The organism is Cupriavidus sp. (assembly GCF_057315035.1).
This window is the reverse complement of sequence record NZ_DBHKYV010000026.1, coordinates 1-11,175: the sequence shown is the minus strand read 5'-3', so window position 1 is coordinate 11,175 and position 11,175 is coordinate 1. Positions and strand designations below refer to the sequence as shown.

Annotated in this window: 13 protein-coding genes and 1 pseudogene; 7 read left to right on the top strand and 7 right to left on the bottom strand. The window is 62.5% G+C overall.

The features are described from left to right. The 5 genes and pseudogenes from ACO550_RS25675 to paaA all read right to left on the bottom strand — a co-directional run. Nucleotides 1–130: pseudogene (locus ACO550_RS25675) on the bottom strand (phenylacetic acid degradation protein); the annotation flags it as partial. A gap of 24 nt (nucleotides 131–154) precedes the next feature. Further along, nucleotides 155–649: a 1,2-phenylacetyl-CoA epoxidase subunit PaaD gene (paaD, locus tag ACO550_RS25670; protein WP_315597185.1), complete on the bottom strand. Its 495-nt coding sequence runs from the start codon at nucleotides 647–649 to the stop codon at nucleotides 155–157. Nucleotides 650–654: 5 nt separating this feature from the next. After that, complete coding sequence (gene paaC, locus ACO550_RS25665; protein ID WP_315597186.1) at nucleotides 655–1,425, bottom strand: 1,2-phenylacetyl-CoA epoxidase subunit PaaC; 771 nt, start codon at nucleotides 1,423–1,425, stop codon at nucleotides 655–657. A gap of 8 nt (nucleotides 1,426–1,433) precedes the next feature. Further along, nucleotides 1,434–1,715 carry a 1,2-phenylacetyl-CoA epoxidase subunit PaaB gene (gene paaB, locus ACO550_RS25660; protein WP_315597187.1) on the bottom strand — a complete coding sequence of 94 codons (282 nt, stop codon included), beginning with the start codon at nucleotides 1,713–1,715 and terminating at the stop codon, nucleotides 1,434–1,436. A 60-nt stretch (nucleotides 1,716–1,775) separates the two neighbouring features. Next, on the bottom strand, nucleotides 1,776–2,777 hold the full coding sequence (paaA, locus tag ACO550_RS25655) for a 1,2-phenylacetyl-CoA epoxidase subunit PaaA (RefSeq protein ID WP_315597188.1): 1,002 nt from the start codon (nucleotides 2,775–2,777) through the stop codon (nucleotides 1,776–1,778). A 123-nt stretch (nucleotides 2,778–2,900) separates the two neighbouring features. Here paaA and paaX point away from each other — a divergent pair, with 123 nt between their 5' ends. Next, entirely contained in the window at nucleotides 2,901–3,833 is a 933-nt protein-coding gene (paaX, locus tag ACO550_RS25650) for a phenylacetic acid degradation operon negative regulatory protein PaaX (protein WP_315597189.1), read from the top strand. A 49-nt stretch (nucleotides 3,834–3,882) separates the two neighbouring features. Here paaX and ACO550_RS25645 read toward each other — a convergent pair whose 3' ends face one another. Then, nucleotides 3,883–4,317: a nuclear transport factor 2 family protein gene (locus ACO550_RS25645; RefSeq protein WP_315597190.1), complete on the bottom strand. Its 435-nt coding sequence runs from the start codon at nucleotides 4,315–4,317 to the stop codon at nucleotides 3,883–3,885. Nucleotides 4,318–4,405: 88 nt separating this feature from the next. After that, nucleotides 4,406–5,185, bottom strand: coding sequence for an SDR family NAD(P)-dependent oxidoreductase (locus ACO550_RS25640; RefSeq protein WP_315597191.1), 780 nt, complete (start codon nucleotides 5,183–5,185; stop codon nucleotides 4,406–4,408). A 212-nt stretch (nucleotides 5,186–5,397) separates the two neighbouring features. On the opposite strand from ACO550_RS25640, the gene ACO550_RS25635 reads away from it, so the two are divergent. From ACO550_RS25635 to ACO550_RS25610, 6 genes are all read left to right on the top strand, one after another. Further along, entirely contained in the window at nucleotides 5,398–5,940 is a 543-nt protein-coding gene (locus ACO550_RS25635; RefSeq protein ID WP_315597192.1) for a VOC family protein, read from the top strand. A 176-nt stretch (nucleotides 5,941–6,116) separates the two neighbouring features. After that, nucleotides 6,117–7,148 (top strand): substrate-binding domain-containing protein, encoded by a 1,032-nt coding sequence (locus ACO550_RS25630; RefSeq protein WP_315597193.1) that lies wholly within the window; start codon nucleotides 6,117–6,119, stop codon nucleotides 7,146–7,148. A 160-nt stretch (nucleotides 7,149–7,308) separates the two neighbouring features. After that, the gene (locus ACO550_RS25625; RefSeq protein WP_315597194.1) at nucleotides 7,309–8,286 is read left to right on the top strand and encodes a zinc-binding dehydrogenase; all 978 of its coding nucleotides are present in this window, start codon (nucleotides 7,309–7,311) and stop codon (nucleotides 8,284–8,286) included. Between the two features lie 135 nt (nucleotides 8,287–8,421). Next, entirely contained in the window at nucleotides 8,422–9,390 is a 969-nt protein-coding gene (locus ACO550_RS25620; RefSeq protein WP_315597195.1) for a tripartite tricarboxylate transporter substrate-binding protein, read from the top strand. Nucleotides 9,391–9,419: 29 nt separating this feature from the next. Continuing rightward, on the top strand, nucleotides 9,420–9,932 hold the full coding sequence (locus tag ACO550_RS25615; RefSeq protein WP_315597196.1) for a cupin domain-containing protein: 513 nt from the start codon (nucleotides 9,420–9,422) through the stop codon (nucleotides 9,930–9,932). A gap of 30 nt (nucleotides 9,933–9,962) precedes the next feature. Further along, the gene (locus tag ACO550_RS25610; protein ID WP_315597197.1) at nucleotides 9,963–10,937 is read left to right on the top strand and encodes a tripartite tricarboxylate transporter substrate-binding protein; all 975 of its coding nucleotides are present in this window, start codon (nucleotides 9,963–9,965) and stop codon (nucleotides 10,935–10,937) included. The last annotated feature ends 238 nt before the right edge of the window (nucleotides 10,938–11,175 follow it).

The following is an 11,175-nucleotide window of genomic DNA, read 5'->3' as shown; positions in this document are numbered from 1 at the left end:
GCGTCAGATGCTGGCCGGGCTGGTAGCGGTACGTATCCGCCAGCTCCGGTGGTACGGCGAAGGTCACGGCAATGGCGTCGCGCGTTTCGTTGGTGACGTCGCTGACGCGCAGGGCATGGAACTGACTCATGTCTGTCTCTTCCAGTCGATGGCGTCAATGCGCCTTGAAGTAGTCGAAAGGTTCGCGGCAATCGTCACAGCGGTAGAGCGCCTTGCACGCGGTGGAACCGAACTGGCTCACAACGTGGGTGTGGGCCGAGCCGCAATGCGGGCACGCCACCTTGGCTGCCGTGCGACGGCGCGAGATGCCGCTGATGTCGATCACGTTCTGCGCGGGTGGCGCGATGCCATAGCCGGCCAACTGCTGCTTGCCGCGCGCGGTCATCCAGTCAGTGGTCCATGCCGGTGCCAGTTGCAACCGTACGTCGACGTTGGCGATGCCTTGTTCGCCAAGTGCGTGGCCGATCTGTTCGCGGATCAGCGTGACGGCGGGGCAGCCCGAATACGTTGGCGTGATCGTCACCACGCAGGTGTCGGTCTCCCAGTGCACGCCGCGCACGATGCCGAGATCGATCACCGAAATCACCGGGATTTCGGGGTCGGGAATGCGGTCGAGCCACGACCAGATGGTGTCGGTCTGTGCCTGCATGATGCTCACCACGTGGCGCCGGGATAGGCGCGCTGCAGAAACTGCATCTCGGCCAGCAGGAAGCCAAGATGTTCGGAATGACGGCCGCTATAACCGCCATGGCCGCCGCGCTGCATCCAGCCATCGGCGGGCAACGCCAGCGTGGCTTCTTCCAGCACCTCGACTACCTGCTGACGCCATGGCGCGAGTAGCAACGCGGGGTCGCATGCCACTTCAGCCGCTACCAGCCCGGCATCCACGCTGTGGCTGTCGAATAGCTCGCCCGTGTACATCCAGAGCCGGTCGATGGCATCCTGCATGCGGCGATGGCTTTCAGCGGTGCCGTCTCCGAGCCGCACCACCAGATCCGCGCTGCGCCGGGCGTGATAGGCCACTTCCTTGAGCGACTTGCTGGCGATGGCCGCGATGCGGGCGTCGCTGGAGCTCTGCAGCGCATCGAGCAGGTAGTAGTGCCACGTGTCGAACAGAAACTGGCGGGCCAACGTATCGGCGTAGCTACCGTTCGGTTGCTCCACCAGCAGCGGATTGCGGAACTGATGCGCATCGCGCAGATAAGCCAACTGGTCTTCGGTGCGACCATGGCCTTCCACCTCACCGGCATAGGACAGCCACATGCGCGCCTGGCCGATCAGGTCCAGCGCCACGTTGGTCAGCGCGATATCTTCTTCCAGAGCCGGACCCTTGCCACACCACTCCGAAAGACGTTGCCCCAGCACCAGCGCCGAGTCGCCCAGGCTGAGCAGGTAGTCGAATGTTGCCTGATTGCTGACTGCCATGGCGTGCCTCAGATATGCTTGACCGCTTCCGGCATCGGGAAGAACGTCGGGTGGCGATAGACCTTGCTGTTGGCCGGTTCGAACAGCGGCCCCTTGTCGGTGGGGCTGCTGGACGCGATGTGCTGCGCCGGCAAGGCCCAGATGCTCACGCCCTCGTTGCGGCGGGTGTACACGTCGCGGGCGTTGTTGATGGCCATCGCGGCGTCGGCCGCATGCAGGCTGCCAACATGCTTGTGCGCCAGCCCGTGCTGGCTACGGATAAAGATTTCCCAAAGGGGCCATTCCTTCATGGTGCCTCCTGCCTTGCTGAATCGTGTGGGGAGTAAGGTGAAACGGTGGGGTGGCGCAGGTCACGCCACCTGGCGTTCCGACGCGTGCCGCGTGGACTGCTTGTCGGCGTGGGCCACCAATGCGTCGCGGAACCAGGCGCCGTCTTGCCATGCCTGGACACGGGTGCCCAGGCGTTCGCGGTTGCAGGGACCGTTGCCCTGGATCACGTTGTAGAACTCGTCCCAGTCGATGGCGCCAAAGTCGTAGTGACCGCTTTCGGCATTCCACCTGAGGTCGGCATCGGGGATGGTGAGGCCCAGGAACTCGGCTTGTGGCACGGTCTGGTCCACCATCTTCTGGCGCAGCGCATCGTTGGAAAACAGCTTGATGCGCCATTGCGCCGATTGCGCGCTGTGCAGCGAATCCGCATCAGGCGGGCCAAACATCATCAGTGCGGGCCACCACCAGCGGTTGAGTGCGTCCTGGGCCATCTGTTTCTGCTCGGTCGTGCCATTGCAAAGCTTGAGCAGGATGTCGTAGCCCTGGCGCTGGTGAAACGACTCTTCCTTGCAGACGCGCACCATCGCCCGCGCATACGGACCATAGGAACAGCGACACAGCGGCACCTGGTTGATGATGGCCGAGCCATCCACGAGCCAGCCAATGGCGCCGATGTCGGCCCAGTTCAGGGTCGGATAATTGAAGATGCTCGAATACTTGGCCTTGCCACTGTGCAGGTCCGCCAGCATCTGGTCGCGCGACACGCCAAGCGTTTCCGCCGCGCTGTATAGATACAGGCCATGGCCCGCTTCGTCCTGGATCTTGGCCAGCAGCACCGCCTTGCGTTCCAGCGTGGGTGCGCGTGTGACCCAGTTGCCTTCCGGCAGTTGGCCAACGATTTCCGAGTGGGCGTGTTGCGAGATCTGGCGGATCAGCGTGCGGCGATAGGCCTCTGGCATCCAGTCCTTCGATTCGATACGAATGCCGTCATCGACGCGTTGCTGGAAGGCGCGTTCCTCTGCACTCATGTTCTCGGAGGACCGGACCTGCGTAACACCGGTGTCGACCAATTGCGCGTACATGCATGTCTCCGTTGACTGGGGCAGTCCTTTAGTGGATCTGCTGAAGCTGACATTGAGCCAAATCATAGTGATACGATTTGACTCATTCAATCGGTTCGTGTGTATCACTTCAGGAGGGCGTACATGGGTGACGGTGTGAAGCCAGAGCCGGTATCGGCACCGGTGGCCAGGCTTGCCAAGGGGCTCAAGCTGGGCGCCGGTTCGCTACTGGTGACGATGTATGGCGATGTGATCGCCCCGCGGCCGCAGGCACCGTGGCTGGGCAGCCTGATCGACCTTTCGGCGCCGTTCGGGCTGAGCAACCGGCTGGTGCGCACCGCGATCTTCCGACTTGCCGCCGATGACTGGCTCGAGGCAACGAAGATCGGACGCAAGAGCTTTTATGGCTTGTCTGAGGCCGGCTTGCTGCGTGTGCAGCATGCCGGCAAGCGCATTTATGCCGGTGTATCGCCGGCGTGGGACGGCAAGTGGACCCTGGTCATGCTGCGCAATGACACCAAGGCGTCGATGCGGCAGCATTTGCGCAGGGAGTTGCTGTGGGAGGGCTTTGGGCCGGTCGCGCCGGGAGTGTTCGCGCATCCCAATGCCGATCCAGCCTCGCTGGCGGAAATCATCGTGGCTGCCGGTGCAAGCGAGCATGCGGCCGTGATGCAGGCCGAATCGGTCACGGCATTCTCGCGGCGGCCTCTGGAGCTATTGATTCACCAGACCTACCGGCTAAAGGAAGTCGCGCAGGCATGGCAGGCCTACGTCAAGCGCTTTGCTCCGTGGGTCGATGACGCGGCATCGCTATCGCCCGCCGATGCGTTCTTCGTCCGAATCTTGCTGATCCACGAGTACCGTCGGGTGCTGCTGCGCGATCCCGGCTTGCCAGATGAACTGCTTCCCGCCGATTGGCCGGGGCGCGAGGCGCGCGCCAGCACGGCAATGCTCTACGCCGCGCTGCTGCCCGCGAGCGAAGCGCACTTGCGCGAGTACATGGAAACCGAGGCTGGCGAGTTTCGCTCGCCAGGGCGACTGTTGGAAAACCGTTTCAGTTCTCGATTGCGGGGGTGAGCGCGGCGGGTTGCAACCTGGGGAGCCTCGCAGGCTCCCACTAGATTGTTCAGAGAAGTCCCAGCGCGCGCAGCTTGGCATCCGTGGCCGAGTACGGACGTTCGCAAATGATCTTGTCCGAGTCCTTGGCGAACTCGAACGTTGCGGCCATGCGAACGCGGAACTTGCGGCCGGTCGGCGGGAAGATCTTGCCATTCGCCTTCAGGTTGCCCAGGTGCGTGCCCGAGAGCCAGAACTCGACCAGCACGGTATCGTCCGCGGCGGCAATGGCGATGATTTCATTGGCCAGGTCCGGGAAGCTCTCGCGGGACGCGTCGAAGTAGCCGCGTACCTCTTCCTCGCCGTCGAACACCGCGCCGGTGGCATGCATTTCGTAACGCGGGTGCTGGAAGGTATCGATCACGGCATCCCATTCATGGGTGCATTCCAGGGCCATGTGGTCGCGCACGGTTTTCACACGTGCGGCGTTCAGTGCTTCAGACATTGTGGTTCTCCATCGTCGAGATTTGTGGGAGTAGTGCTCGGCAGCGCCTGTCGCGCGCCGCCGAATCCGGGGATTTCTTGCAGGGTATTCAGCGCAGCAGGCGCCAGCCGCCATCAACCGTGAACTCGCCGCCAGTGATGTAGCCGGCCTCGTCCGAGGCCAGGAAGGCGATCAGATGCGCCACGTCTTGCGGCTGGCCTTCGTCGCCTAGCGGAATGCGCCGGCCTGCTGGGCGCGGATCGGTGCCGCCGGCGGCCAGTCGTTGCCGGTACTGGTCGAAGATCGTTTCCAGCATCGGCGTGGCCGTCTTGCCGGGGTGGACGGAATTGCAGCGGATCTTCGCGCCGTTTTCACTACCTGCCAGCGCCACGGTCTTGGTGAGCTGGGTCACCGCGCCCTTGCTGGCGCCATAGGCCACGCTTTGGGTGGTGGGGTAGTACGCCCCGACCGAGGCAAGGTTGATGATGGCGCCGGTGCCGTGCTTCTGCATGGCTGCCAGCGCTTCCTTGCAGCCGAGGAACGTGCCGTCCAGATTCACCGACAGCACCCGGCGGAATTCGGCGAGCGTGGTGTTGGCAATCGTCCCATTGACCACGTCGCCAACGATGCCAGCCGCATTCACCAGCACGTCCAGGCGTCCCTGCCGGTCAAGGATGGTCTGCACGGCATGGGTCCAGTCGTGCTCACTGGTGACGTTCAGCGTCAGGAACGTGCCGCCGATCTCGGCCGCGATCTGCTCGCCGTTGCCGCCGGCCAGGTCGCCGATAAAGACCGTCGCACCACGCTGGGCGAGCAGGCGCGCCGTTGCCGCGCCGATTCCGCTTGCGCCGCCGGTCACCAACACCACTTTTTCCAGAAACTGGGTCATTCGATTGTCTCCAATATGCATTTTTAGTCGCTACTCGCCACGATTCGCGGGTTTATGAAGAAACGTTTCCACTCGTGAAGAGCATTGTTGTACTGCGGGCTTCGCAGGGACAATAATGGTTAACACCACCATGTGTTAGCGCATGTCGCTGCTATAGTGTGAAAACGTTTCTGCAAACAAGGCAGAGTGCTTTTGACTACAAGGAGGCAGCAATGAGTTTTCTGTTTGGGGGTGTGCGACAGCTTGGCTATGTCGTGACGGACATCGAGCGGGCCATGGACCACTGGTCGAAGAAGCTGGGAGTAGGGCCGTGGTTCTATAAGGAGGACGTCGGCACGACCGAATTCCGTTACTACGGCAAGGTGGCGACGCCGCCCAAGCTATCCATTGCGCTGGCAAACTCTGGCGACCTGCAGATCGAACTGATCCAGCAGCGCGACGACGCGCCTTCGCTGTATCTGGATTCGCTGAAGCGCAGCGGGGAGGGCGCCCAGCACATCGCCTACTGGACCGAGGGCCGTTTCGACGAGATCGTTGCCCACTTGCTGGAAGCTGGCTATGTCGAAGGTCATGGCGGGCGCATGGGGTCGCGCGGCCGGTTCGCGTACTTCGTCAACCCGGAACTGCCGAGTGGCATGTTCGAGATCTCGGAAATGGCCGGCGGAAAGGCGGAGTATTTTGCCGAAGTGCGGCGGGCTGGCCTGGCATGGGATGGCAAGGGCGAGCACATCCGCCATATCGGCGCGCCCAAGTAGGCCGGGGCACGCAACGCCTGGTAGCGGATAGGCTTCTCCTGCTGCGCTAGAATGCGCGACGCCCCATCGAACAGCGCTGGGGCGTCAAGAACAGGCTGGCTTGGCCATCACCGTGGCTGTGCCGGAAAAGGGGGAAAGTCGATGTTGCGCATGGAGTTGCATGGAGGGTGCCAGACATGACGTCGCGCATCACCATTCGAGAGGTCGCCAAGGAGGCGGGCGTTTCCATTGGCACGGCATCGCGTGCGTTGAATCGGGCAGGGCGCGTCAGCGAGGCCGCCATCGCGGCCGTCACCAAGGCGGCCCGCCGTCTGGGGTATGAACCGGATGCGATCGCGCAGAGCATGCGCACGCGCTCGTCCGGTGCCGTAGGGTTGCTGGTTTCCGATCTGGCCAATCCGCTCTACGCGCAGATCATTACGGCGGTGGAGGAGGCGCTGCAAGCCGCCGGCTACGCGCTGCTTATCGCGAGCACGCATAACGATGGCAAGCGGGAAAAGAATCTGGTCGATCTCTTTCGCCGCCGGCGCGTCGATGGATTGATCCTGGGGCCCTGCGAATCGGAAAATCCCAAGCTGCTCGAACAGATTGCCGAGCATATGCCGGTGGTCGCTTTGGATCGCGATTTTGGGCCCTCCGGTACGGGCGTGCAGGTCGATCACTTCGCGGGTGCCATGCAGGCAACCCAGTACCTGCTGAACCTCGGCCATACGCGCATTGCGCTGCTGACGCCCGGCATTACGCTGCGTCCAGGGCGGGAGCGTATCGCCGGGTTCGAGGCTGCCTATGCCAACCATGGGCTCAAACCGGTACCCAAGCTGATACGTTCAGAGAAGTCGGCAATGGAATTCGCATTCAGCGAGGCGCTGTCGCTGATGTCCGGGCCGGATGCCCCGACCGCGTTTCTGTGTCTGGGCACCAGGATCCTGTCGGGGGTGCTGCAGGGGCTCCGCCATACCGGCCGAGTGGTGCCAACCGACGTCAGTGTCATCAGCATTGGCGATACGGATCTTTCGCAACTCTTCAGTCCGTCGATTACTTCGCTCACCTGGGATCTCTCCGTGGTGGGTACTGCGCTTGCGCAATTGATGCTCAAGCGCCTGGAGCGAGACGCCGAGGTCGAGCCGGAGTCGATCGTCATCACCACGCAGCTCGTGCTGCGGGAGTCGTGTGGCCCGGCCGTGCAACGGAAAAAAGCCACGGCGTGACCCCTTCGCCAGGACCGTGAAGCCGCTTCTGTCGAGGCGGCTTTTTTTTGCCCTCGACAAGCTTGCGTTTTTTGTGAAAACGTTTCTACAATGATTCGGTCAAGACAGTGATGCGGGTCCCGCATCGCCTGTAGAACAACTATTCATGGAGAGACTCGTAATGAAAGCTGCAATCCGCGGTGAATCCGGCCTGGTCTTCGTCGATGCCGACATCCCGCGCCCCAAAGCCACCGAAATTCTTGTGAAGGTTCGTGCGAGTTCGCTGAATCGCGCCGACCTCGCGTTGGTCGATGGCAAGGCGCACGGCACCGCGGGTGGGGCAGGAACGCCGTTGGGCCTGGAGTGGTCGGGCGATGTGGTCGAGGTAGGCAGTGACGTCACCGCCTACAAGGTGGGCGACAAGGTGATGTGCTCGGGTCTCGGTGCATTCGCCGAGTATGCGGTGGCGGACTGGCGCCGGGTTTTTCCGTTCCCGTCGGCGGACATGGACTATGAAACGGCGGCCTGCCTTACCGTGGCATTGCGGACCACGCATACGGCCATGCGGCACGTGGCCGGCCTGGAAGCGGGGCAGACCGTCATGGTGCTGGGCGCCTCGTCCGGGGTTGGCCTTATGGCGCTCCAGGTGGCAAAACATTTCGGCGCCAGTCTTGTCATCGGCACCTCCACCAAGGCAGACCGCCGTGAGCGGCTTGCGGAGTTCGGGGCCGACGTGATGCTCGATAGCAACGATCCGGAGTGGTCCAGGAAAGTGCTGGGCTGCACCGAAGAGCGCGGTGTCGATCTGCTGGTCGACTTCCTGGCAGGCCCTTTTATCAACGACAGCATGCGCGCAGTGCGCATCGGCGGCCGTATCGTGAATATCGGCCGCATGGCCGGAGAAACCGGGGAATTCGACTTCGACCTGCATTCGATGCGGCGCATCCAGTATCTCGGCATGACCTTTCGGACCCGGACGCTCGAAGACTTCGGCGAGATTGCGCAGCGGGTGCAGCACGATTTCTGGCCCGCGCTTCGCAACGGTGGGCTGCGTCTGCCCATCGATGTGCGTTTGCCATTGGCGCAAGCGGCTGAAGCTTGCGAGATGATGCGCAAGAACACCCACTTCGGAAAAATCGTGCTGACGCAAGACGCATAGGTCGCACTCGGTCACGGGTTAACCACCATTTGCGCAGCACGGCTCGCGACACACAATATGTGGAAACGTTTCTCCTTTTCCATGGAAAGTGGCAAGGATGAACGTTGCAGCCAAACAAAAAAGCAGGAGACAAAGATGAAGAAATTCGCCGCCCTCACGATCCTCGCCACGCTGGCGATGGCTCCCGGTTCGTATGCACACGCCGAGGACGCGTATCCCAATAAGCCGATTCGCCTGATCGTGCCGACGGCGCCCGGCGGCGGTGGCGACGTGTTCGCCCGGGTATTGGGGGATCAGCTTGGCCGGCGACTGAAGCAGCCGCTGGTGGTGGAGAACAACGCAGGCGCGGCGGGAACCATCGCGATCGGCCAGCTTGCACGCGCCACGCCCGATGGCTACACCATCGGCCTGGGCACCATGACCAGCACCACGCTGGCGCCCGCCGTCTATCGCAACCTGCCGTACGACCCCGCCAAGGACCTGACCACGATCGCGCGGGTCGGCACGTCGCCAATCATCCTGGTCGCGACCAAGGACTTCCCCGCGAACAATCTGAAGGAACTGATCGAAGTCGCAAAGAAGAGTCCCGTGCCTTTGCAGTTCGGCACCTGGGGGCTCGGTTCCACGGGGCATTTCTGCGCCGAGGTATTGGCGCAGAAAACCGGTATCAAGCTTGATCACATTCCGTTCAAGGGAACCTCGCCCGTGGTGACGGCAATGCTTGGCGGCGTAGTGAAGGTCGGCTTCCTCGATATCGGCAGCGGTACTTCCGCCGTCAAGACCGGCAAGATCAAGCCGCTGGCGATGTGCACGCGCCGGACCGCCAACTTCCCGAACGTTGCGACCTACAAGGAGCAGGGCGTGGACTTCGACCAATGGACCGGATGGGCAATGTTTGCGCCGGCGGGACTGCCCAAGCCCATTGTCGACAAGCTGACCGCCGCGCTGCGGGACACGCTGAAGGATCCCGCAGTGACCAGCAAGATGGCCGACCTCGGCATCACGCCCGATTTCCTGACCGGTAGCGAGCAGGCCACCATCAACGCGCGTGACATTGAAGTCTGGAAGCGCGTGGCCCACGACGCCAACATCAAGCTCGATTGACCCCACAGAAAATTTCTTGGAGATTTGCAATGGCATTGCCGAAGGTTGTCACGCACCAGGACCGCTTGCTGTCGGTCAACATCAACGAGTCCGTGGAGTTTCCCGGCTCCGAAGCCGGCTCCACGATCGTGCCGCTGTTCCTCGACCGCGAGAATGGTGTCTGGGTGCTCTACGGAAAATTCGAACCCGGTACGCGACTCCCGCCGCATTTCCACACCGGTACGGTCCACTTCTTCACCACCAAGGGAGAGTGGAACTACGTCGAGTATCCGAACGACCCCCAGACCGCTGGCAGCTACCTGTACGAACCGGGCGGCTCGGTCCACACCTTCTCCGTCCCCGCCGATGCGAAGGAGGCCGCCGAAGGTTTCATGGTCGTCTACGGCGCCAATATCATCTTCTCGGAAGAGGGTGAGTTCCAGGGCGTGCGGGATGCCGGTGCGATCGAGGAGGGCATCCTGGCCGCCGCACGGAAGGCGGGCTTGCCGATTCCCCGCTATATCCGTCCGAAGGGTGGCGCGGAATTTTCGACGCAGGAATAAACACATAAAAACATAAACGGAGACAGTCCCATGAAACGTGGTCTGCAATACGGGTGCGGAGTGTTGGCGCTTGGCATGCTGTTCGCCGCAGGTGCAGGCGCCGACCCCGGCACCAACTACCCCAATCGTCCAATCAAGTTGATCGTCCCGTCGGCCGCCGGTGGCGGCGCGGATGCATTTGGACGCCTGCTGGGCGAGCAACTGAGCAAACGGCTCAAGCAATCGTTCGTGGTGGAGAACATCGCGGGCGCCGCAGGCACCATCGCGATTGGCCAACTGGCCCACGCGAAGCCAGACGGCTATACCATCGCGCTGGGTACGATGACCACCACGACATTGGCGCCGGCCGTGTACCAGCAACTGCCATACGACCCCACGAAACTTGCAACCATCGCGCGCGTGGGCACGTCACCGATTATCCTCGTCGCGACCAACGACCTGCCCGCCAACAATCTCACTGAGTTCGTGGAGCTTGCCAAACGCAGCCCGAAGCCGCTCCAGTTCGGCACCTGGGGGCAGGGGTCTACCGGCCATTTCTGCGCGGAAGTGCTATCGCAAAAGACCGGCATCAAACTGGACCACATCCCGTTCAAGGGCGGGGCAGCCGTGATGACGGCGATGATGGGCGACGTGGTCAAGGTGGCGTGGCTCGACATCGGCTCCGGTACCGCGGCGGTCAAAACCGGCAAGATCAAGCCGCTGGCGATGTGCACGCGGCGCACGTCCAACTTCCCCAACGTGAAGACCTACAAGGAGCAAGGCGTCGACTTCGACCAATGGACCGGGTGGGCGATGTACGCGCCGCCCCGTACGCCAAAGCCGATCACCGACAAGCTTTCCGCTGCATTGAAGGACGCGTTGGAAGATGCATCGGTGAAGGCGAAGATGACCGATTGGGGCATCACGCCTGACTACCTCGGCGGGGAAGCCCAGGCAGCAGTGAATCTTCAGGAAATCGAAATCTGGAAGCGCGTAGCGAAGGACGCCAACATTACGCTTGATTGATCGTGACCAAGCTCCCCTCTCCCGCGCGCGGGAGAGGGGTTGGGGGTGAGGGCCAGCGCATCAAGACGCGATATCGGCAACTTGAGCTGCCAGCCCTCACCCCCGCCCCTCTCCCGCCATGCGGGAGAGGGGAGAGCACCGACAGCCATTGAACTACCTACGGTTTGCTCCCCTCTCCCGCAGCGCGGGAGAGCAACCGTGTCAATGACTTCGTGCGGCTCACGATCAGCCGACGCTT

Excerpts from the sequence above, each read along its gene's own strand:
- paaD (WP_315597185.1), bottom strand. The coding sequence starts at position 649 with ATGCAGGCACAGACCGACACCATCTGGTCGTGGCTCGACCGCATTCCC.
- paaC (WP_315597186.1), bottom strand. The coding sequence starts at position 1,425 with ATGGCAGTCAGCAATCAGGCAACATTCGACTACCTGCTCAGCCTGGGC.
- paaB (WP_315597187.1), bottom strand. The coding sequence starts at position 1,715 with ATGAAGGAATGGCCCCTTTGGGAAATCTTTATCCGTAGCCAGCACGGG.
- paaA (WP_315597188.1), bottom strand. The coding sequence starts at position 2,777 with ATGTACGCGCAATTGGTCGACACCGGTGTTACGCAGGTCCGGTCCTCC.
- paaX (WP_315597189.1), top strand. The coding sequence starts at position 2,901 with ATGGGTGACGGTGTGAAGCCAGAGCCGGTATCGGCACCGGTGGCCAGG.
- ACO550_RS25645 (WP_315597190.1), bottom strand. The coding sequence starts at position 4,317 with ATGTCTGAAGCACTGAACGCCGCACGTGTGAAAACCGTGCGCGACCAC.
- ACO550_RS25640 (WP_315597191.1), bottom strand. The coding sequence starts at position 5,185 with ATGACCCAGTTTCTGGAAAAAGTGGTGTTGGTGACCGGCGGCGCAAGC.
- ACO550_RS25635 (WP_315597192.1), top strand. The coding sequence starts at position 5,398 with ATGAGTTTTCTGTTTGGGGGTGTGCGACAGCTTGGCTATGTCGTGACG.
- ACO550_RS25630 (WP_315597193.1), top strand. The coding sequence starts at position 6,117 with ATGACGTCGCGCATCACCATTCGAGAGGTCGCCAAGGAGGCGGGCGTT.
- ACO550_RS25625 (WP_315597194.1), top strand. The coding sequence starts at position 7,309 with ATGAAAGCTGCAATCCGCGGTGAATCCGGCCTGGTCTTCGTCGATGCC.
- ACO550_RS25620 (WP_315597195.1), top strand. The coding sequence starts at position 8,422 with ATGAAGAAATTCGCCGCCCTCACGATCCTCGCCACGCTGGCGATGGCT.
- ACO550_RS25615 (WP_315597196.1), top strand. The coding sequence starts at position 9,420 with ATGGCATTGCCGAAGGTTGTCACGCACCAGGACCGCTTGCTGTCGGTC.
- ACO550_RS25610 (WP_315597197.1), top strand. The coding sequence starts at position 9,963 with ATGAAACGTGGTCTGCAATACGGGTGCGGAGTGTTGGCGCTTGGCATG.